The sequence below is a fragment of the Paenibacillus sp. MT86 genome (assembly GCF_058792535.1).
Genome location: NZ_CM179499.1, coordinates 5,271,856 through 5,294,677 on the forward strand (window position 1 = coordinate 5,271,856; position 22,822 = coordinate 5,294,677).

Below are 22,822 nucleotides of genomic sequence, written 5' to 3' on the forward strand. Positions count from 1 at the left end.
ATGCTGCTCACTCCTAATTATTCAGTCTCTCTATCTGCTTGTTTGAACGCCTAGCCTTTGATCGAACCGACATAAACGCCTTTCACGAAATACTTTTGCAGGAACGGATACACCAATAATATAGGCACCGTCGAAACCACGATCGCGCAATATTTAACCAGCTCCCGGAACGCGGTCGAACTCTGGGCGCTGTTAATGACGACACCGCCCGCGCTGCCGATCGTGGTGGCCGTTGAATCGTTGGCGACCAGGATTTCCTTCATTAACAGCTGTAACGGGAACAATTCCCTATCCTTCAGCAGGACCATCGCGTTAAACCAGGAGTTCCAATTGCCGACCAAATAGTACAGGAAGATTACGGCCAGCGTCGCCTTTGACAGCGGCAGGATCACCGTGATCAGGATGTTGGCCTGGCTTGCGCCGTCGATCAGTGCCGCTTCTTCCAGCTCTCTCGGAATCGATTGGAATCCGGTCCTTAGAATGATGATGTTCCATGTGCTTAAAGCGGTCGGCAGAATCATGGCCCACAAATTGTTGTACAAGCCGATGTCCTTCATTAACAGGAACCAGGGAATCAGCCCTCCGCCAAAGAACATCGTGATCGTAATCATGACCATGATGTAATTCTTGAAATACAAGTCCCGCCTGGACAGCACGTAAGCGCCCAATATCGTCATGACCATATTGACCAAGGTGCCCAGTCCAACGTAAATGATCGTATTCAGGTATCCCCTGAGCAGACTGTTGTCCTTAAACACCAGCTTGTAACCGTCTAGCGTGAATCCCAGCGGTTTGAACAATACCCCTCGATGAGCCACCAAAGCGCCCGGATCGCTGACGGAAGCGAACAAGATATGCAATATGGGATAAAAGCACACCAGCGTTAAAGCGGTTAACAGCGTATAGTTCGTAAAGTCGAATACGCGGTCCCCGATGCTTTTATGCTTCCTGCTTCGTTTCACTTTGAGTTGCTTGATTTCCTCCATAACCTTCCCTCTCTCTTACCATAAGCTGGATTCAGATCTGCGCTTCACGATAGTATTCGTCATCCATAACAGCCCGAAATTGACGATGGAGCTTACTAAGCCGACGGCAGTGGAATAACTCAGGCTCGCTTCCCTCAAGCCCCTTCGGTAAACATAGGAAGCGATGACATCCGCCGTATCGTAGATCAAAGGATTGTAGAGCAGGATGATTTTCTCGTAGCCGGAAGCCATCAATCCGCCGATCGCAAAGATAAACAGAATGATGATGACCGGGCTGATCTGAGGCAGCGTAATGTACCACATTTTTTTCACCCTGCCGACCCCGTCGATATCGGCCGCTTCATATAACGAAGGATCAATGGAGCTCATCGCAGCCAGGTAAATGATGCTGTCCCAGCCGATGCTCTGCCAGATTCCGGAAAAGGTATAAATCGGCCGGAACAAATTGGAGTACCCGAGAAGGGACGAATAGTCTTTTCCCGTTATGAAGGAAAGCAGCTGCGTAACGACTCCCTCATTGGACGTAAAGATGTGAATGATCCCGCACACGACCACCAGTGAAATAAAATGCGGCATGTACGTGATGGTTTGCACGGTCCGCTTGAACTTGGAAGAACGGACTTCATTCAGCAGCAAGGCCAGGATGATCGGTGCCGTAAATCCAAAGACGATTCCCCATACATTCAGCAGGAGCGTATTCTTGACGACCCTCCAAAAATAGGGTCCTGAGAAAAAATCGATGAAATGCTTGAAGCCCACCCAATCGCTGTCCGCGAAGCCCAGCAAAGGCTTGAAATCCTTGAATGCGATCATGACGCCCCACATCGGCCCGTAGCAGAAGATCAAGAACCACGCCACGACGGGAAGGGCCATCAGATAAACGAACCAGTTCTTTTTCAGGTCCTTCTGAATCAAGCGCTTGGTGTTCTTAGGCTCCGAGGGTGTCCGGACATGGTCTATTCCCCTGTTTTTTCGTAAAATCTCCATGAATCAACCACCTGTTCTTATTATGAAAACTATCGTTGGTTATACCGATCCAAGGCTGCCTGATGGAGACTCAAAAATTCGTCCAGCCCCATGCTCTGCGCTTCCTTCAAAAATTTATCGTAAGCATCGACCGGCAATTCGCCCATGATGATCTTCGCGAAATATTCTCCACGCAGCGTGGACAACTGGTTCCCAAGCTCGGCTTCGCGCGAGGCCTCTTCCTTCGTAAACGTGATCGGCGGCATCGCCATGCTGGTGTCCATGTTCTCCGTCCAGTCCTGGCGAATATCTCCGGAATAGCTGCCTTTCGCCGTGATCAACGGATTGGCATTGTGCTCGTCGCGGATATTCGGCCAACTATGCCAGCGGTATTTCCAAAGCGTGACGTCTACCGGCTGACCGTCCGGATCATTGTACATATAACTGTTTTCCGGATAATAAGGCATTCCTTGCTCATCCACCAAGTGCACGGTGCCGTACTCCCCGAAGTTGATCAGCTCCCAGCCTTTCTTGGAATAGTTGAAATCCAGCCATGCCATAGCGGCTTCGACATTTTTGCTCTGGGTAGTAATGGCTGCACTGGTTCCGGTTCTTTTGAAGTTTTTGTAGGTGGTCGCGGATTTGTCTCCTTCATTCAGAACCGGATTCAGTGCCCCCACGAAATCAATGTCGTTCTGCACTTTCCAATAACTCCACATTGTATCCGGGGAATCCATCATCACGGCCGTATCATCGGAAATCGCGCTGGCCATCCGTTGATTGAAATCGGCGGTAGCCCAGTCCCGATTCAGCAGGCCTTCCTTGTTCCACTTCTGCATCGTTGCGAGATATTCCTTGGCTTTCGGCTGTGCAGGCCCCCAAGCAGCCTTGCCGTTCTCGTCCACGAAGGTCCAATCCCAGACGCCATATGCGCCATTAATAATGCCGGTAAAAATTTGGCCGTACGTCGAGCCGTAATTCAGCGGCGCCTTATATCCGACTTCTTTGCTTTTTTTCAGGAACTCATACCATTCGTCTATCGTGTTCGGGACTGGAAGTCCCGTCTTATCCAGCGCCTCCTGCTTGATCAGCATGCCGAACCAGGTCCATTCGGAATACGGCGCGATGCCGTAGAAGCCCAGCAGCCTGCCGTCGTCGGTCACGGTCGTTTTTCTTCTCGTTTCGTCCGAGTTGCGCCATGCCGTATAATTCGGAGCGTGCTTTTCCATCAGGTCGGTGAGATCGAGGTAAGCGCCATCGTTGACCCCTGCTTCGAAGCCTCCCGGATAACGGCCCGGGTCAATAATGATGTCCGGCAGCTCGCCGGAGGAGATCATCAAGGTAAAGGCATCGGCTTCCTGTCCGACCGGCGGCGTAATGAAGTTTACTTTGATGCCGGTGAGCTTTTCCACCTGCTTCTGAACCAAGTGATTATTCATATCCGGGATGTTGGAGTTGGCAGGCATCCAAACATCCAGCACCACATCGCCCTTGACCGGATATGCGGAATAATCGCTTGGAATGACTTCGTCAAATACATCTCCGAGGTATGTATCATTCAGCGTGCCGTTGACCTCATCGATTTGCTCCTGCGTCGGTGCTTTATTTCCGCGTATATCGCCGCTGATATCCTCGAACGTCACCTCATTCTTCTCTACTTCTTCCTCTTGGGTTACGGTGTTGTCAGGCTTGTCATTTGCCTTGCCGCTGCAAGCGGTTACCGTCGAAATAATCAGGATGGATATGAATAACAAAGTGAAAAAACGCTTCATCGTTCCGTTCATGCTTAACCTCCCATGATATGAATAATTGCGAGCACCCCGCCGCTGCGCTCTAGAGGATCCATATGCCGTCGTTATTCAGGGGGCGTCCGTTTTTAAGGCTTTTATCTGTCTTTTTTAATCCTTCGAAGCTAGTGTCTCCTTGTGTCAAGGCATCTTCATGTCTTTGAAAGCCTTTGTCTCTTCTAATTGGCAAAATCCCGTTTCTGCTCCATCAGCTTCGCTTCATGTTCAACGCTTCATGTCTTTTCAGGCTGATGCATGACAAGGGTCATTCGCGGTCTAAGCACCTCCGCCCTGACACGATCCTCTTCATCATGGCCATTGGATATGGCTCCCCTTTCACATGTGAAATTGATGAAACTGACAGCTGTTGCACATCCGTTTAATACAATTATTCTGTATCTTTAACCGAAGTATAAGCATACAACCCCATTCTGTCAACGCTTTCATACACAATCTTCGTAACTAAAATTGTGAATTATCCAAAGAAATATTTTGATAATGAGAATAACGGGAATAATGAGATGCACAAAAACTCCTTTTGAATTAAGGAGTTTTCATGAAATTCCGTTATTTTCATAAATTTTCGCGGTTCTCGTCATACATGTTCAACTCTTCGTAATAAACCCCCATTCATTACAGATATATTGTAATAAATAGGGGTTTATATAGATCAAATACTATGGTTATTCGCTTACACCAGCCTGGTTACCACTCGCTCTCAACCATGTTTACACTGCGATCCCTTGCACGTTCGGGAGGTTGTGAATCCGCATACATTATTCTCCGGACGGTTTGGCCAAGGCATCCGACTCGCCGGCCGGCACGCCGAAATCCGGAGTTCCATCCGGCTTCCAGCCGAATTTCTGGATGCGGGTCGACCGCAAGGCCGTCTCGACTCCAGGCGCGGGCAGCGCATGGTAAACGATCCAATCCTCCTTGCCATCCGGCGATTGCGTGAAGCTATTGTGACCGGTCGCGTACACTCCGTTTTCCACGCTTTTGCAAAATACGGGCTGCATCGATTTGGTCCAGGATTCCGGATCCATCGGATCCCCGTTTTCTTCCATCGTGAGCATGCCCAGCGAATAATCCTCCGACCAAGTGGTGCTGGCCGAGTACACCATAAAGATGCGGCCGTTCCGCCGAAGAATGACCGGTCCTTCGTTAATCGCCATTCCGCCTTGTTTTTCCCAGGACAGGGTCGGAGCCGTGAGCAATACATGGTCCCCCGTCAATGTCCAAGGGTTCGACATGCGCATGATGTAGATCGCGGACCCGTAATCCGGGAAATGGCCATATCCGGCATACAGGAAATAATGCTGGTTGCCTGCGGTCATGACCGTGCCGTCCAAGCCGGGGACGGGGGTCGGCAGCGCGCCTTTCCAAGCCCATTGTCCCTCCATCGGATCAGCCTCGGCGTTCTCCAGCACGCATATTTGGCGGGACTCATCCCCTCCTCCGTCATTCGCCGTGAAATAGATGTACCATTTGTTGTCCAAACGATGAATTTCCGGCGCCCATAGGTTATGGCTGTACCTTCCCCCGGGTTCCGGAGTCCAGATCGTTTTCTTCCGTCCTTCCGCAAGGCCGGTTAAGGTTGCGGATTGCGTCAGTTCCAGATGATCGCGTTTCGTCGACATAAAGTAATAATAGCCGTCCGTATGCTTCCATACCCAAGGATCGGCTGCCTGCTCTACGATCGGATTGTTGAATGTTCGTCCATTCACCATCTTCGAATCCCCCTTATCCCTAGACATTCCTGGTTTTGATCAACACTACGGCAATTCAACCCTTGACTCCTTGAGCTCCCCACACCTCCCGCAAAAAGTTAAACCCAATCTTACTGATGTCTTTCAGCCTTGTCTATACGCAAATTTACGAGGTTTATCGCGTTAGATTATGTGACATCGGGAAGTGGGAGAAATATGAATGGGGAGCATCTAAGCATCTATAGCCATCTTGGAAACAGCCGCGGTATTTCGATCTGTTTGATGGAAATTCGGGAGGTGCTGCACAATCAAAAAAGCTGACCCTAAAGGATCAGCTTTATCTTTTTCTTGATATCGATCTCGCCAAACGAAACCCGAGATCCTCAATCCGAAACGTCGGGTGGCTGCGGCGGCGGCATGTCGCTCCGCAGCCTCTGGCTTCTTCGGCCCAGCTCCCTCCGCGGAATACTCTGTAGGAGCCGTATACGTTCGGATCGTAAAGATCCCAGCACCACTCCCATACGTTTCCGAGCATATCGTAAAGCCCCCACGCATTCGGCCGCTTTTTGCCCACCTCATGCAGGACGCCTCCGGAATTCCCTCCATACCAAGCGATGTCGTCAAGCTCTCCGTAACGGTAGCCGAGACTCCCGGCTTTGCAAGCGTATTGCCATTCCGCTTCCGTGGGAAGGCGGTATCCGTCCGCCTCCTTGTCACAAACGACGGATTCACCGTCATCCGTTCCCGAATAACATTCGTTCAGGCCTTCGCGCCGAGATAACATATTACAAAAGAGAATCGCTTCATGCCATGATATATTCACGGCTGGGGACTCCATCAAATCATCGCATCCGGATGTCTTTGGCATGATTGAGAAATACAACGCCTTCGTTACAGGGACCGATGCAAGCTGAAATGCAGGCACTTCCACCGTCCACGAGGACTTTATACGGTCGTCCCTTAATTGAACTACGCCTGCTGGAATGTTCACCATCGAAACCCCTTTTGGATCAAACCCAGATACCGGCAACGATCTTCCTCCCGTATTCGCTACTTAGTTATTCCATTTGCTTAAACGTTCGATCCCCTGCTGTTCACTGGGCAAGAAAAAGAAATCATGGCCCTTATTGCATTCGTAAATAAAATCTTGAAGGCTTTGGCTTGGATAAACCGAAAAGTCTCCAATGATCGCAATTTTCACCTGATAATTGATAAACTTCTGGAGAATGTCGCCTGCAAGCCGCGTCTTCAAATCGAAGAAAGACTCGCTTATCAACGATTGATCCATCACAATGCGGCGGCTGCCCGTTTCATATTGGACGGTGGCCACGAGATCCAGGGCCGACTGGACATCCTTAATCAATACCTCGCTGCCGCTTACGACGGCGATCGTTCCTCCATCGGTTTCAACCTTTGCGATATTCATCAAACTCCTCCTCTATTGATAAGTCTTCTTACATAATCCTCACATATGTACCGGTTATCCTCGTCCTTGTCGGGCGGAACCTTCGCTACTCTAAAGAAGCTCAGGCCAATAACCATCGCCATCAGGCCATAGGCGGCACTGTTGGAATCTTCAACCGACATCTGCCCCGTCCGGTTACCGTATTCCATAATCTTGGCGATGCCTTGGAGATCGCGCTCGTAGCTCTTGGATGCAACTTCCTGCAAATGACGGTCCAGCATGGCCTTTGAAAAAAACTGCACAAAGAGCTTGCCTTGATCCTCATAGGGGATAAACATCTTATCGACTCCGTCAAGCTGCGAAACATTCAGCTTCTGATCCGTGTCCTCGCTGTACGGAGGGAGCATATGCTGCAGGACAACCTCCATCATTTCCTCCGCTGACATGGCAGGCTCAATGCCTGATTCGATCTTTAGCCCATAGTAGGCCAGGAACGACTTGAAGGCTTCGGTCGTCAAATGATCCTTATTCTTGAAATAATAAGTGACCACTCCCTTGGAGCAGTTCGCATACTCGGCAACCTTATCCAGCGTCATCCCTTCAATTCCATGCAAGCTGATGCAGGTTAACGTGGCGTTAATGACGTCTGCCCTGCGCTTTTGTTCCATTCCCAATTTGGGCATCGCTTCTCACCTGACATCTTGATTTTATTTATACTGAACAGTCGGAATAAAAAAAGTGTACACAATGTTGATTCACGCTGTCAATGAACATTTATTTGGCTGGCAGCTGGCTGCATGGGGCAAAACCTGAGCTTCTCCTACGATCTCTCGCCAGCTGCTGTATCAATCAAAGCAATAACATTCTGGTTGAAGGATATTACGCACGAGGCGGACACGCCCGCATCTTTTTAGAGAGGAGCATCTGTAGAGAACCTGTATAGCTATTGTAGAGAATTTGTAGAGCATGCTTTGTTATTCTGATATCCGCTTGTCAAAATATGTCCTTCCATGTCAAGAAGGCAGCCTTGGTGCAGGTTCGCTTGAGATGAAGGTACAGGACATCAACAAAATACAAAAAGAAGGAGGATGATCATTTTCATGAAAAAATCCGGAAAATTCGGATCCTTGTTTATGGTGATCTGTATGCTCGTTGCCACGTTTCAGCCTTTGACGGCACCGGCCTCTGCGGCGGCGGCACCCGAGGACAAATGGGTCACCTATAAACTTGATAATTTCAGCAATTCCAAGCAAGTCGATTTATTCTCGCTGAACGGCCAAGCCAAAGTGATGCAAGACAGTAAAGGACGCGATATCCTGCGTCTGACCGAGGCACAAGGAAACCAGTTCGGTACGGCTTTTAACAAAAAGCTGATCGCTGCGGGCAACAATTATTCCTTCAGCACTTTTTTCAAATTCCGCTTGAACGGAGACAATCGTACCAACTCTCCTGCCGACGGCATTACCTTCACCATTCAGGCTCAATCCAACAGTGCGGGCGAAGTCGGTGTGGGCATTGGTTACGGCGGGATCAAACCCAGCTTTGCGGTGAAGTATGATACATACAAGAATGGTGATGCTCGGAACGAGCCATTCGATCCCTCCGCAAACTATATTGGTCTTGCAGAAAACGGTAGTATTAATAATACCAATCCCGATTGGTATACAACTAATTTAAATAATATAAATTTGTCAGGAGGAGAGGATCTATACTCCTGGATCGATTACGATGGGAAAACCAATACCGTTAAGGTTTACCTGAGCAAAGATGCTACGCGTCCGACAACTCCCGTTCTGGAGACAGGCAACATCGACCTGGACGAAATCTTTGATGGATATCCCGGCGTTTATGCCGGATTCACCTCCGCCACCGGCGGCTCGATGGAAACCCACGATATTCTCGGATGGTATTTCACGAACGAATTCGAGCCGATCGATACGGCAAATACAGGCTATGTCTACAAACAAGCTCCAACCGATGTCAGAATTGAAGTCGTTCCAACCTCTGAGCCTGGAAAGTATGAAGTGATAGGAACCGCGCTTGATGTAAACGGCGATCCCGTGGAGGGAGCCCCGATTACCTTCTATTCCGAGGAAGGAGTATGGACTTCTCCATCCCAATCGACTAATAGCCAGGGACAAGCTACGGCCATTCTGGATTTTGGCGATAATCCTCCATCGGGAGAGATAAAGGTTGTGACGGTAGGTGGAGCTTACGCTACGGTACCGAAGGCACCGGTCCTTTCATCAGGTAATACACCTGCAACAGCTAATGAGCTGTCGTGGAACACTGTAACAGGAGCTACTTATTATAGTCTTTATAAGGATGGTGTCCTGCTCGACACGAATATTCGGGTTCCCTCGTATACCTTAACGGGGGCAGATCTGGATGAGATCTCACAATACACTGTAACTGCAGTTATATCTGGACCGGCCGGTACGATCGAGACCCTTCCATCTAATCCAGTTACTTTAGGGCTCTACTTTGATCTGCCAGAATACAAACTCAATACGAGTCCTCTTGCACAAAACTACACGCATCCTACGGTGGTTACGTCTGTTTATGAGACCGGTAGTAGAGACGTTACCCTGGAGGTAACGGAGTTTACCGTTAAAAATCCACTCGTAGCTACGATAAGTGAAGACGGTTTACTGACGGCAATAGGTGCGGGCACCACCGTAATCGAGGCCGTATATAACGGTAAGACCACTCAATCCATTGTTAAAGTAAGCATCGATGCTCCGGCGTTAACGACTGGGCAAGTGAATGCGACCAATGCCGAGTTATTGTGGAACGCCGTCTCGGGCGCTCAAACGTACAATATCTATGATGCCAACGGACAGCTGATCGCCGACGGAGTGACAGGCACTAGCTATGTGTTGTCCGGCCTGAAGCCGGAAACGAAGCAAAGCTATGTCATCAAAGCCGTCAGCAACGGCATTGAATCCCCTGCTTCGCAGCCCGTGGATGTAACCACGCCGGCCTCCGGCCTGCGCGATCTGTTGATCGATCCGGCAAGCGTCACGCTGCAAACCGGTGATCAGCACACGCCTAAGGTAACGGCGGTTTCCTTGGATGAAAGCATTCAGGATGTAACAGGCAAAGCCACATATACATCTTCCGATGACAAGGTGGCCACGGTCGATGCCAATGGCGTCGTTACCGCCGTAGCACCAGGAACGGCCATCATCACGGCTACGCATGACGGAAAATCCGTCACGCAAACCGTCCATGTTCATGATCAGGCATTATCTTACAACCTGGATGTAACGGTGACCCCTGAAGGCGTATTGGCTGACGGGAAGTCTCCGGTCACGGTTACCGCTAAGGCAACCGATTCCAAGGGCAACCCGGTTCCTGGAGTACCCGTGGTCATCACATATGATTCCGGTAAAACCAAGACGGTGACCACCAATGAAGAAGGGATTGCCGTATGGACATACGAACCTGCGGTTTTAACGGACACGACGCCGTTATACGACATCGTGGTCGCAGAAATACAAGATCCTGCCACAGGCACAACCGTTCAAGCAAGCAAGGGCGTACATTACTTCCCTGCCGCCATTGACGGCATCGTTGTGGATCAAATCACCGGCAAACCGGTAGCAGGCGCAAAAATTACCGTGGAATCCGATTTCAACAACGACGGAATTCCTGATTTCTCGGCTGAGGTAACGACCGGCGAGGACGGCTCATACCAGATTCCGGTTCCGCGCGGAAACTATACCTACGAGCTGAATATCGAAACTCCGGTTCAAATCGGAGGGCGTGACGTCACGCTGACGCAAACCAAAGAGGTTACGATCGGCACTGTACAACCTGGCCAAACGATCAAACCTTCGAACCTGCTGAGAGGTCAATTATTCGTTGCTTCCGCCAGCGGAGCATCCAACCCTGATACCATCGGGGATGTCCTCGGCAGCGGAAAAGCCGTTGCACTGCTTCAAGGCTTGAACGGCAGCAGCTTTAAGCAGCCGCTCAACGTCGCCAATGACGGAACGTTCTCGCTGGATCAAGTCCCGCCGGGGAAATACCAAATATCCTACCAGCTTGAACTGGCGGACGGTACGGTATTGGCAGGTCCCGCTTCCATCTTGGACGTGGATATGACCCAAGACGGACAGACCGCGATCGTATATTCCCTGATAGATCCTTACGGCATCATCACGGATGCATCGACAGGAAAAGTGATTAGCGGCGCAGACGTTCAATTGTATTGGGCTGACACTGAGCTGAACCGTCAGAAAGGACGGGTGCCGAATACACTCGTATCCTTGCCTGCACTGGCTGGGTTTGCGCCTAACCAAAATGCCAATCCGCAAATTTCCGACGCGGCTGGCGAATATGCATGGATGGTATATCCGGAAGGCGATTATTACATCGTCGCGAAACGAAGCGGCTATTACACTTATGACACTCGGGTTTCCAAACCGAATGCCCCGGCCGTTAACGGTTCCGACAGTTATATCAAAGACGGGATCATCCATGTGGGACAGAGCATTATCGCATTTGACTTTGCTATGCAGCCAGTGCCGTCATCAGGTAATGGCGGGGATTCTTCTGGGTCTTCTTCCCCATCACCTCAGCCGCAGGGCGATGTGACATTGAACCTGTCCACGGACAAGAAGCAAGTCCAAGAAGGCACGCAGTCGACCATTACCGTCGATTACGCTAACCGTACCAACGCGGCATTACGTGATGCATCGGTTCAAGTCACCCTTCCTGAAGGCGCCGAAGTCGTGAATGCTCACGGCGGAAAGGTTGATGGCAGAACCGTAACCTGGAATGTGGCTCATCTCCCTGCCGGAAGCACCGGCAGCTTCAAACTGGACATCAAGTGGGGATTGATTGCAGCCAAAGAGATTCAATATGAAATCATCGGACAGCTTACGGCAGGTAGCAGCAAAAAATCCAATAGCGTCCATGTTCAAGTATTCTCTGACCGGTTCGGCGATCTCCAGCATCAGCGTTATATTCTCGGGTTCCCTAACGGTAAATTCCAACCGTCCAATACCTTGACCCGGGCCGAGCTCGCTGCAATCGTTGCTCGTCTTTCGGAGAAAACCACAGGCAACGCGAACTCAAGCTTTAACGATATTCGAAAAGGACATTGGGCGACCGATTACATTCGAATCGCGGTATCCCAAGGATACTTCAACGGTTACGCAGACCATACGTTCCGTCCGGATGCACCAGTCACTCGCGGAGAACTGGCTGCGGTGCTGGCCCGTTTCCTGGACTTGGACACATCGGCTTCCGTAAATCGCCATTTTACGGACATCGAAGGAAGCTGGGCTGCCGAATCCATTGAGGCATTATATCGCAACAATTTGCTGTCCGGTTATCCTGGAAACACGTTCCGGCCGAACAACCGCATAACGCGTGTTGAAGCCGTTACGTTGATCAACAAAGCGTTATACCGTGGACCTTTGACGGGATTGGAGCCGCTCTTCCCTGATGTAGCAGAAACCCATTGGGGCTTCGGCGATGTTCAGGAAGCAACGGTTTCTCACCAGTCCACTCGTAATTCAGACGGCGTTGAGGTTTGGGTTTCCACGCTTAAGGATAACGTGAAGTAATAATACTCTCCCTCATAGGGAGGATGCTGTCGATCATCGAAGCATCCAACCGCTCAACCCCCGGTCTTATTCCAGACCGGGGGTTTTCCTTGTTCCAGATACATGTAGGCATGCATTCAGCCAACTTAAAAATAGCGACAGGGTTATCCAGGGGGATTTTCCTTATCTTCCCTATGCTTAGATATGACCCGTGCTATAATGGATTCACTATTTAAAGCATATGGAACAGGGGCGACTTTTTCATGCAATCTCCTAAAACGGTACTGATTATTGAAGATGAGCGGGATATCTCGCGCATCGTGAACGATTATTTGCGTGTCCAGGGATTCAGCTCGTTCATCACGGAAAATGCGAGGGACGGATTGCAGGAAGTCCGTAACCGGCAGCCGGATTTTATCATTCTTGATTTGACGCTGCCAGACGCTGACGGAATTGAAGTATGCCGTGAGCTTCGTACATTGACTTCTGCGCCCATACTTATTTTAAGCGCTCGCAGCAGTGACACGGACAAAGTGCTTGCCTTGGGTTTCGGCGCCGATGATTATATGACCAAGCCCTTCTCGCTCAGTGAGCTGGTCGCCCGGGTTCAGGCGCATTTGCGCAGAATGGCCGACCCGAAACTCCAGGCAACAACACAACAGCTATTGCGATTCGGCACGTTATCGATTGATAAAAGCGCCCGCAAGGTCATGGCCGGACAGCGGGAAATTGCTTTATCCGCGAAGGAATTCGACCTGCTCTATTTTCTCGCATCCAACCCGAACCAAGTGTTTACCAAAACGCAGCTGCTGGATCAGGTGTGGGGGTACTCCGCCTATGTCGAGGATAATACGATCACGGTCTACGTTCGGCGGCTCCGCGAGAAGCTGGAACGCAGCGGAATCAAATCCGCTCATATTACGACGGTTTGGGGCGTCGGTTATAAATTCGACCCCGATGAAACGGAGTAGCCCTTTATGCACTGGAAACCATGGTATGCAAGAAGGCTCTGGACGGCTTGCCTGTCTCTTCTTGTAATTTTGCTGTCCGTCGTTTGGCTCGCTTGGCCCTCGAACCAGCCTGCTTCGTCCTCCATCGTCAACCACATTCGCTTGCTGACCAATACGATCGTCCATACGTTGGAGAACGAGTTCGTCGAACTGCTCCCTTCCGATGCTCCGATTCGCGAGAAATTAACCGGCTGGAGTCAAGAAACACGGATCGGCCTTAAGGTCGTGCTCCCTGACGGAACGATGATATATGACAGCGATGATTCATCGGTACGCCGTATTCATCCTCGCTTTGAACTGGACTATACGCTGCGTATGTCCGACGGCGACCCGCCCGATTACCACCTGGCATTTCCGCTGCTGGATGCCGGAACCAACGCCTTCGCAGGCTATGCGCAGTTTACGGTCCCTGCATCTGCAGCGACCGCGGCCATCCCTTCTTCCGGCTTGCTTCTCGTTGTGCCATGGACCTTGCTTTCCTTGGCACTCCTGACGCTGCTTTATGTACTCTTCTCCACCGGACGCCGGGTGCAGCGGGATCTGGTTGAGCCTGTTGCCGGGCTCAAGCCCTATGCGGAAGCCATCCTGAAGGGCGATTACGAGCAGCGCGCCGAATGGACAAGCAATAACGAGGTCGGCGAACTCTATGCCGTATTTGATCTCATGCGTGAAGAAATTCGCAATTTACATATGCAGCAAGCCTCGCACAGCCAGTCGCACAAGGAACTCATTTCCAATCTGTCCCATGATTTAAAAACCCCGCTGGCGACCATCAAAGCCTGCATCGATGCGATTCGTGAAGGCATCTGCCCCGATCTGCCGAGTGTGATGGCTTACCTGGAGGTGGTGCATGCCAATACAAGCAAGATGGCTGTGCTTGTAGACGATTTGCTGCTGCACGCGCTGCGTGATCTGGACCAAATTGCGGTGCGTCCGCTGGAACAATACAGTTCTTCTACGATTGAACCTGTGTTGCGAACCATGGCGCACTACATACGTACGATGGGAGTACGCTGCGTGGAGCCTTCTTCCATTCCGAACGTGCTTGTTATCATCGATGCTGTGCGTTTCGAGCAGGTCATCGCCAATCTCGTCACGAATGCCCTGAAGCATACGAAGCCCGGGGATACGATTACGCTCGCCGTTGAGGAGTTGGCCGAATCATCCAGTTTGCGGATCATAATTTCCGATACGGGCAGCGGTATTTCCCCGCAGGACATGCCCTTTATTTTTGAACGGTATTACCAAGGCAGCGTCCCGGACCGCAAGAAACTGGCCGAGCGGCAAGGGGTTGGACTCGGTTTGTCGATTTGCAAATATATTATGGAAGCGCATGGCGGCACGATCACGTTTCACAGCAAACAGCAGCAGGGAACGACCTTCTGCTTGACTCTGCCGCTAAGCTGACCCCTGTCATACTTTATTAATAATTTGATAAGGAATGCGCAAGAATCGTCCTCTATAATTTGGAAGCATGAGAAGAGAGGAGACCCTGTCATGCCTACAACCAAAACCATCATGCTGCAAGCTTCCAATTTATGCAAAACCTATACCACCGGCAAAGAGCAGTACCATGCCGTGCGCAATGTCGATCTGTCGATATATGCCGGCGACTTTACTGTGATCATGGGAGATTCCGGGTCGGGAAAGTCGACCTTGCTTTACTTGCTTAGCGGACTCGACGCCGTGACGGCCGGTGAAGTCCACCTTCAGGGACAGCGCCTCGATCAGCTTTCGGCTAAGGAGCTTGCGCGTTTTCGAGCAGATCAGATCGGTTTTATCTATCAAAACAGCAACCTCGTGCCGGATTTGACGCTGTTCGATAACGTCGCTCTTCCTGGTTATATCGCCAATCGGGACAAAGAAGCCGTAAAACAAAGGGCCAACGACCTGATGACAAGCCTGCATCTCGAAAAACAAGGCACCCGGCTGCCTTCCCAGGTGTCCGGAGGCCAGCAGCAGCGGGCCGCCATCGCCAGGGCGCTCATCAACAATCCGGATATGATTTTTGCCGATGAACCTACCGGCAGCCTCAACTACGAACAAGGTGTTACGGTGCTCGATATCCTGAGCCGGATGAATGCGGAGGGCCAATCGATTGTCATGGTCACCCACGATATGAAGGCGGCCTGCCGCGGCAATCGCCTGATCTACATTCGCGATGGCAAGATCGGCGGCACACTGGATATGGGACCCTACGTCCCGGAGTTAGCCTCCGAGCGGGAAGCAATGATCTTTGCTTATGTCACCGGGAGGAGGTAGTCCAAGATGCGTGCCATATTGACGCTGTGCTGGGGGAACATTCGCAAACGAAAATTGCAAAACGCGCTGATCGCATTGCTCATTGCGCTATCTGCTCTATTAGTCGGCACCGCTTTCACGGTCTTGATGAATACGGAAAACGTATTCGAAGAGCGCCATACGGCTGCTCAAGGTGCCCATGAAATCATAAATATGACCCGCGGGCTGCATGATGAACGCATGGTTGCCGATTGGTGGTCAACCCAGGAGGGCGTGACCGCCTCCAGCCTTATTCCTTACAAGCCTTGGACCGGCTTGGTCTATAACGGGGAAGAACTGCCCAATCTTTATCTGTATATGATCGATACGCCTCCGATGCCGCATGGGGTCAATCATCCGCTCCCCGGCGCCGGACCGGCTCAACTGACCGTTCCGGAAGCCGGAACCGTCTGGGTGCCCACCTCGCTCGCCTACAAATACGACATGGAAGTCGGCGATGAATTGGTGTTCACCGCCGGGGCTGCCCCGGTACAATTCACGATCGGCGCTATCGTTATTGACCTGTCACATGGCGGCCCCTTCACCACCACTGCCCGCATCTGGATGAACGAAGCGGACTACCTTTCGACCATGGGCGGCTTGTCCACGCCGGAGCAGTACCTGGTGTCGCTTCGCTATGCGCATCCCGAACAAAGCGGGGAGTACTGGCAGCGCTTTGAGGAGGCGCTCGGATCGCCGTTTTTGGAAGAACGCGTTTCGTTTGCCGAGCTGTCCGCCTTTTACTTTATCATGAACAAAGTGATCGGCTTCGTCATGAGTTTCCTCGGACTGGTCATGATTGCTGTCGCCTTGCTTACGATCGGCTTTACGATCACGGACACGATCCTGGCCAATTACCGCACGATCGGCATTCTCAAATCCATCGGCATGACCTCCGAACGCATCATCGTCACCTATATGCTGCAGTACGGCTTGATTACCGTTATCGCCTTGATCCCTGCCCTGATCGGCAGTCGACTGCTGTCGGATATCATCATTAAGAATTCCTTATCCTTCCTCAAATCCGAGGCGGCGCCAGTGTCCGTGCAGGCGCTGGGGGTCGCAATCTGGACCGGCATCGGCATGCTGATCATCATCCTCTTGTGCGTTGTCCTCTATGCAGCCAAAACGCGCCATATCGAGCCGATTCAGGCGATCCGCTACGGCATGTCGGAGTCTTCGCATACCCATGCCCATGGACATGGAACCGGCACAAGGCTGCTGGACCGATGGTCCGTACCCGCCGTCATCGGATGGAAGCATGTGACCGGCAACAAAAAAGGGGCGGCGCTGGTCTTTCTGTTGATGAGCATTACCGCGGCGGTGCTCGTCTTTGGCACCCTGCTGGTAACGAGCGTCTATCGCATCAGCGAAACCTCGGCCCAGTGGGGCTACGACGATGCGGATATCGCCATCATGGTGATCAACGCTGACGGAATGGATCGTACAGAATTGCAATCTTATATCGAGAAGGATCCCCGGGTCCTCAGCCTGAACTGGTCCGGCTCGGCTATTGGAGTTGTTGCGCAAGCAGATGGCACTCAACCGACGTTCAGCCTCCCGCTGACCGTGGTGGAAGGCAGCATGGACGAGATGGGATTGGCCTCGCTGACTGGCCGGAACCCCGTGCTGCCTAACGAAATCACGATCGGAGTCAACATTGCCCGCAAATTGAATAAAGATATTGGCGATGCCGTCACGATCTACATCGAAGGAAAACCGCATCAGCTGCTGATCACCGGCACGTTTCAGTCCATTTCCAACCTGTCGAATATCGCTCGGATCACATCGGACCTTGTCGGGCACATCAATCCGGACGCCGGGTTTGTTCAACTTCGGAACCAAGCGGATAGCGATGAGTTCGTGCGACAGCTGAATCAACGCTATGGTCCGGTGATCCAGGCCCTCAAGCAGGAAGTGCTTCTGGATTCCGTATTCAAGGAGGCCACGGCCGTGCTGCTCATTCCGATGAGTTTGCTGGCCCTTCTGTTCCTCACCGTCACTTGCCTGATCGTCTATAGTACTTGCCGCCTGCATATTCGCAAGGAAACGAAAACCTACGGCATTTACGCTTCGCTCGGCCTGACGGCATCAGACATTCGCCGCGCGTTGACAAGCGGCATTGCCGGAGTGGCTGCCCTCGGTACGCTGGTTGGCATGGTATGCGGAGTCTATGCGCTGCCAGCCGTACTGCGCGGCTTGCTGTCTGCCTACGGCATCGTCAAGGTGCCGCTGGTCATGGAGTGGCCGCTGGCGATAGTCCTGACGCTGATCGCTCTTGCCATTGCCGTCAGCGGCTGCTGGTTGGCTTCGCGAGCCCTTGACCGCACCTCCTTGCGAGTGCTGGTGACGGATTCTTGAGGAAAGTCAACGAGAACGGGGCTGCGGCAGACTAATGAGCCATTTACCAAACGAGGCGAAAGCTATCTGTTTCGCTGTTGAACGAGAAAAAGATGGCCTCCGTTTTTCGGAGGTCATCTTTTTTACCTTCTTGGCTTTGTTCCATATTTTACTTACCGGACAAATAAAGGCCGAGCTCTGACAACAGCGCACTTCCCACGTACGTGCCCGTGAACACGAACACCGCAACGATCGCGACGCGCCAGGAGGTTTTGCGAAGATCAACCAGCCTGTCGGCTACGGAAATGCCGGCGAACGCCAAAATCGGAGTGGTGATGGACAAAAAGTTGACGTTGGCAATGGCGTCCACGAACACATCCGAAATCAGGCAGCAGATCAGCGAAACGATCGATACCCAGCCGAGAACCGGGAATTCCTGCAGGAATTTCAGCGGAACCTTTTTCATCAGCGTCGAGATCAGAACGCCGATGAAGGAAAAAAGCCAAAGCACGGATAAGCCGGCTATCGTCCCTATCGTAATATGGCCTTCGCCGTTTTTGATGAACTTCATTTGCTCCGTAAATAAAATAAGACCGACGCTAAGCAGCAGGACGAGGGCATATTTTGCGTATTTATTCAATCCGGTGCTCATTTCTTTTCACCTCTAACCATTAATTTGTACATAAACCGCTGCAGCGGAACCGCGAGAAATACCATCGTATACGTTCCGAGAAAGCTGGTAAGCAGCTGGCTCGCAGCAGCGTATCCGTTAATGGTCTCCGTCATCTCAGGAGAATGGGCGATTAACGCGGAAGAAGAGCCTGTCATCATGCTGGCGGAACCGACCCCGGAGGACATCGCCAGCGCTTCGATCGAGAAGCCGGCGGCAACCATGACCGGCGCCAGAATGCTGAAGAACAGTGTGCCGAATAGGGTACCGATAATATAGAGGGACAGTACTCCGCGGCCTTCGTCGGAGTCGAGCGTATACTTCTCGGAGATGTAAGCGAGTTCCCCTTCCCTTCCAAGTCCAAGCGTAGCGCCGATGGCTTCCCTTCTCAGGCCGAGCAGGATGGCGATGGGAAGTCCGAGCAGAATCGTCCCCAGGTTGCCGATTTCCTGTATGATGAATACCCAGCCTACTTTTAAGATTTCTTCTAATCTAGGAGCAACGTCGGCGCCGTATCTCGCCATGAGCGGCAGCATAATAAAGATCAGATACTTGCTGGAGAAACCGACGTTTTCCTTGCTGTAAATTTTCTTCATCAAGCCTTTCCGGAATATCGACAAGCCGAGCACCATCGTGATCAAAATGGCGAATACGAGTGGAAGCAGGCTTATTTTCACGGAGCCGACCTGGATGGACTGAATGCCGATAAATTCGGCAACCGCTATAACAATGAGCACGAATGCAAGCAAATAGAGATACTGTAGTTTTAACTTCATGCCATGATGTCCTCTTTTCTGTTTTTCTGTTTCTTAATGGGAGCCAACGATCGAAGCAAGGAGCTGCTCGTATTCGGCGAATGTGCGGCGGTACAGCTTCGAACGGTCGATGCGTCCGCTCATGCGCTCCAGCACCTGCGTTATAAATCTCGGGAACACCTCATAAATAAATTCCGGATCGATATCCTTGAAATCGTCGCCGTGGATCGTTCCCGTAAAGCCGCTGTAACCGATTTGAATGCAGGGCATCATGAAGGCTAAATCCCCAATGTCTCCTGCAGCGCTGATGGCGTTGTTGTTCCAAATACGGGCGATCTCCTCGTTATCCTGGAACGCCTCCAGCACGAACTCGGACAAATACCGGTCCTGAACGAACGGCAAATATCCCATCTGCGTCTTAATCTCGACCTCGCCTTGAAGGGCCAGCGCGCTGCCCCTGGCCGCATCGTCCATCTTGGAGGCCGCTTCCTTCATGTAGTCCACCGACTGGGTGCGCAGATCGCTGCCAACCGTAATCCGATTGGGAATGACGTTTGTCGACATGTCGGACTCCAGGACGATCGGGTTCATGCGGACCTTCTCGCTGTCCTTCATCTGCTGCCTGCTGAGGCCTAACGCCACATTGAACAGGGTCGACATGCTGTAGGCATTTTTGGCGGAGAAGGGATCGAAACCGGCGTGGGTTGCTTTTCCGGTAAACGTGTAATGCTTATATAAGAATCCGGCCAGGTCGCAGTTGATTTCGATCGTGCGCTCGGCAAACTCTCCTCCCATGGCGTGTACGCACAGCCCGATGTCGATATCGTCGAACACGCCGAGTTTCATCGCTTCGGGTTTTCCTCCGTAATAGGAGATCTTGCCGCTTCCGAGCAGCTCGTCCCTGTAAGCGAGATCCAAATACTCCTCGGCGGGAATAAAAATAAACGTTAGACTATAATCCAAAGCGTCGTACGCCCTGGACTCGAAATAATGCTTGTATAAAGCCAGGGCAATCGCCACCTGCGTATAATGACCGCAATTGTGTGCCGCACCCGTTGCCTCGTCCGATCGCCAATGGGTTGGAGCATATACCGCATCAAGCTCCGCAATAAAAGCGATGTTCAGCGGCTTGCCGCCGCCAAGCGTTGTCCGAAGGCCGGTTGTGCTGAATGATTGCAGCTCGGTATCCGGATTAACCTTTTTCAGAAAATCCACTACCGTTTGATTGGTTTTAAATTCCTTGTAGCCAAGCTCAGGGTTATCGAATATGGTCTGTCCTACACCTGCAATTTCTTCGTACTGTTCTTTAAAACTCATAGCTGCCTCCCTCTTGATGAAAATAATCCTAATGTTAGTTTAGTTTTCTTAATTGTGTCAATAAAAATCACGTTATATTATTTTCCTATAGAAGTGATTATATTTACATATAACGCTCTAGTTTTCCCTTTGTTTGATAGCTGCAGATGAACGAAAGAAAAAAGAATCCGGATTAAGCCCGGATTCTTTTTTCTAGTTTTGTGCACTTTTCTCATTAATAAACTTCATAGTTTTGCCCGGTTTGAGCCCCTTCCACACTTTTTTTATACGCAAGCGCTACACGTGCGGCCGGCACGGCTTCAAAGCCCGGGAAAAACTCGCCGTATTTTTCTAGGGACTCCACTAAAACATTAGGGCTTACGCTGTTTATGCGAATTCCCCTTGGCATTTCAATGGCTGCGGATTTAACGAAAGCCTTGACACCGCCGTTTGCCATGGCCGCCGATGCGCCCTGAGGAATGGGATCATCCATCATAATTCCGGTTGTTAAGGTAAAGCTTCCTCCGTCATTCATATAATCCAGTCCTAGAAGGACTAGATTAATTTGGCCCTTAAGTTTGCTTTCAATGCCAATCTCATTTAGCTCCGGCGTCAATTCTGCAATGGGACCAAAATGCGCACCGCCTGTTGCGCTGATGACCGCATCCACTTTTCCGATTTTTTTATACATGTCTTTAATGCTGTTGACGGAAGTAATATCCACTTGGGCATCGAAGCCGTTTCGCCCAGCATGTACGATTTCGTGATTTTTTTCTAATTCTTTAGCGACTGCTCGTCCGATCGTGCCGCTTGCGCCAATGATTACTACCTTCATGTGCAGCCTCCTTATTCCTATGAGATTTCAATTATATTATACCCCTGGTTTTGCTTGAAGACATTGAAAGAACTCTTGGAGAACGGCCTTGAAATATTATAATAAAAAACCATGTTCTGTAAATGTCCGTCCTAACAAGTCTTTCGAACCTAACGTTTGTTGACTATAGTATCAAGTTTGTTATCTGGAAGCAGCGTTTCCTCCTCTTATACAATGAAATCAACAAGTGCACGACAAGCGAGATTACACCGTAAGGAGTGACAGACATGAGCTCTCAAGCCGAACCCAAAAAACGAAAGCGCTTACGAATGCGCTGGCACAAGCAGGATACGGAATTGACCCTCTTGGCGCTGCCAACCACGATCTGGTACATCCTGTTTAGTTTCTTACCGATGTTCGGGATCATTATCGCCTTCAAAAATTTCAAGATTAGCGGCGGGTTCTTGAGCAACGTGTTCAACAGCCCTTGGATCGGGCTCAAAAACTTCGAATTTCTGTTCAAGTCGAATGACGCCTGGATCATTATTCGAAACACGATAGGATACAATATTGTGTTTATTGTGCTGGGGATCGTTCTGCCCGTCCTGTTCGCGATCATGATCGGCCTCCTCCACAGCCGCAAAGCCAGCAAAGTTTATCAGACGATGATGTTCCTCCCCTATTTCCTGTCGTGGGTCGTCGTATCCGCCGTAGGCTGGGCGTTCCTGAGCTTCGATAAAGGGATCGTCAATCAAATGCTCGTCTCGATGGGCAGCGATCCCATTAACTGGTATATGGAGCCGAAGTATTGGCCGTTTTTTCTGATTCTCTTGAATGTCTGGAAGGGCCTGGGCTATGGCATGGTCATCTATCTGGCGACCATCACGAGCATAGACAGCACCTATTATGAAGCAGCCGTCATCGATGGCGCGTCCATTTGGCAGCAGACAAGATTCATTACGCTGCCCATGCTCAAGCTGGTGATCGTCATGATGTTCATACTGGCGGTAGGGCGCATATTTTACACCGATTTCGGTTTGTTCTATCAGGTCACGCGAGACTCCAATTCGCTGTTCAACGTGGCGACAACGATCGATGTCATGGTGTATAAACAACTGAAAACGGCCACCGTGGGCATGGCATCCGCAGCCGCTTTCGTACAGTCTGTTCTGGGATGCGCTACGATTCTGGCCGCTAACTGGATCGTTCGCCGAATCGATCCCGATAGCGCGATGATGTAAGGAGG

General features: G+C 51.0%; 17 protein-coding genes. 6 read left to right on the plus strand and 11 right to left on the minus strand.

Going from position 1 to position 22,822, the window contains the following annotated elements:
- Positions 1-50: 50 nt before the first annotated feature.
- The 7 genes from AC3RCL_RS23705 to AC3RCL_RS23735 form a co-directional block, all read right to left on the minus strand.
- Positions 51-986 carry a carbohydrate ABC transporter permease gene (locus AC3RCL_RS23705; protein WP_015736860.1) on the minus strand — a complete coding sequence of 312 codons (936 nt, stop codon included), beginning with the start codon at positions 984-986 and terminating at the stop codon, positions 51-53.
- A gap of 15 nt (positions 987-1,001) precedes the next feature.
- Positions 1,002-1,973 carry an ABC transporter permease gene (locus tag AC3RCL_RS23710; protein WP_090909282.1) on the minus strand — a complete coding sequence of 324 codons (972 nt, stop codon included), beginning with the start codon at positions 1,971-1,973 and terminating at the stop codon, positions 1,002-1,004.
- Positions 1,974-2,002: 29 nt separating this feature from the next.
- Positions 2,003-3,736, minus strand: coding sequence for a type 2 periplasmic-binding domain-containing protein (locus AC3RCL_RS23715; protein WP_192570919.1), 1,734 nt, complete (start codon positions 3,734-3,736; stop codon positions 2,003-2,005).
- A 779-nt stretch (positions 3,737-4,515) separates the two neighbouring features.
- Positions 4,516-5,469: a glycoside hydrolase family 43 protein gene (locus tag AC3RCL_RS23720; protein ID WP_492532355.1), complete on the minus strand. Its 954-nt coding sequence runs from the start codon at positions 5,467-5,469 to the stop codon at positions 4,516-4,518.
- Between the two features lie 316 nt (positions 5,470-5,785).
- Positions 5,786-6,478, minus strand: a complete 693-nt coding sequence (locus AC3RCL_RS23725) for a formylglycine-generating enzyme family protein (protein WP_492532357.1) — start codon at positions 6,476-6,478, stop codon at positions 5,786-5,788.
- A 24-nt stretch (positions 6,479-6,502) separates the two neighbouring features.
- Positions 6,503-6,874 carry a DUF4180 domain-containing protein gene (locus AC3RCL_RS23730; protein ID WP_486048405.1) on the minus strand — a complete coding sequence of 124 codons (372 nt, stop codon included), beginning with the start codon at positions 6,872-6,874 and terminating at the stop codon, positions 6,503-6,505.
- A complete protein-coding gene (locus AC3RCL_RS23735) occupies positions 6,874-7,536 on the minus strand; it encodes a TetR/AcrR family transcriptional regulator (protein ID WP_375121636.1) in 663 nt (220 codons plus the stop codon). Before AC3RCL_RS23735 ends, AC3RCL_RS23730 begins: the two co-directional genes overlap by 1 nt.
- Before the next feature lie 417 nt (positions 7,537-7,953).
- On the opposite strand from AC3RCL_RS23735, the gene AC3RCL_RS23740 reads away from it, so the two are divergent.
- The 5 genes from AC3RCL_RS23740 (at position 7,954) to AC3RCL_RS23760 (ending at position 18,062) form a co-directional block, all read left to right on the plus strand.
- Positions 7,954-12,432 carry an S-layer homology domain-containing protein gene (locus AC3RCL_RS23740; RefSeq protein WP_492532360.1) on the plus strand — a complete coding sequence of 1,493 codons (4,479 nt, stop codon included), beginning with the start codon at positions 7,954-7,956 and terminating at the stop codon, positions 12,430-12,432.
- A gap of 242 nt (positions 12,433-12,674) precedes the next feature.
- Positions 12,675-13,382, plus strand: coding sequence for a response regulator transcription factor (locus tag AC3RCL_RS23745; RefSeq protein WP_492532362.1), 708 nt, complete (start codon positions 12,675-12,677; stop codon positions 13,380-13,382).
- A gap of 6 nt (positions 13,383-13,388) precedes the next feature.
- Positions 13,389-14,828, plus strand: coding sequence for a HAMP domain-containing sensor histidine kinase (locus tag AC3RCL_RS23750; RefSeq protein WP_492532364.1), 1,440 nt, complete (start codon positions 13,389-13,391; stop codon positions 14,826-14,828).
- 90 nt (positions 14,829-14,918) lie between these two features.
- Positions 14,919-15,683, plus strand: a complete 765-nt coding sequence (locus tag AC3RCL_RS23755) for an ABC transporter ATP-binding protein (RefSeq protein WP_486048412.1) — start codon at positions 14,919-14,921, stop codon at positions 15,681-15,683.
- Between the two features lie 6 nt (positions 15,684-15,689).
- The gene (locus AC3RCL_RS23760; protein ID WP_492532367.1) at positions 15,690-18,062 is read left to right on the plus strand and encodes an ABC transporter permease; all 2,373 of its coding nucleotides are present in this window, start codon (positions 15,690-15,692) and stop codon (positions 18,060-18,062) included.
- A 148-nt stretch (positions 18,063-18,210) separates the two neighbouring features.
- On the opposite strand, the gene AC3RCL_RS23765 is transcribed toward AC3RCL_RS23760, so the two are convergent.
- The 4 genes from AC3RCL_RS23765 to AC3RCL_RS23780 all read right to left on the minus strand — a co-directional run bounded on the left by AC3RCL_RS23765 (position 18,211) and on the right by AC3RCL_RS23780 (position 21,597).
- Positions 18,211-18,693 (minus strand): hypothetical protein, encoded by a 483-nt coding sequence (locus AC3RCL_RS23765; RefSeq protein ID WP_009593297.1) that lies wholly within the window; start codon positions 18,691-18,693, stop codon positions 18,211-18,213.
- Positions 18,690-19,487, minus strand: coding sequence for a DUF3100 domain-containing protein (locus AC3RCL_RS23770; protein ID WP_015736873.1), 798 nt, complete (start codon positions 19,485-19,487; stop codon positions 18,690-18,692). The genes AC3RCL_RS23765 and AC3RCL_RS23770 overlap by 4 nt, the downstream gene beginning before the upstream one ends.
- Before the next feature lie 33 nt (positions 19,488-19,520).
- Entirely contained in the window at positions 19,521-20,783 is a 1,263-nt protein-coding gene (locus AC3RCL_RS23775; RefSeq protein WP_492532370.1) for a M20 family metallopeptidase, read from the minus strand.
- A gap of 214 nt (positions 20,784-20,997) precedes the next feature.
- Positions 20,998-21,597: a short chain dehydrogenase gene (locus tag AC3RCL_RS23780; RefSeq protein ID WP_375121643.1), complete on the minus strand. Its 600-nt coding sequence runs from the start codon at positions 21,595-21,597 to the stop codon at positions 20,998-21,000.
- A gap of 266 nt (positions 21,598-21,863) precedes the next feature.
- On the opposite strand from AC3RCL_RS23780, the gene AC3RCL_RS23785 reads away from it, so the two are divergent.
- Positions 21,864-22,817 carry an ABC transporter permease gene (locus AC3RCL_RS23785; RefSeq protein ID WP_119846935.1) on the plus strand — a complete coding sequence of 318 codons (954 nt, stop codon included), beginning with the start codon at positions 21,864-21,866 and terminating at the stop codon, positions 22,815-22,817.
- The last annotated feature ends 5 nt before the right edge of the window (positions 22,818-22,822 follow it).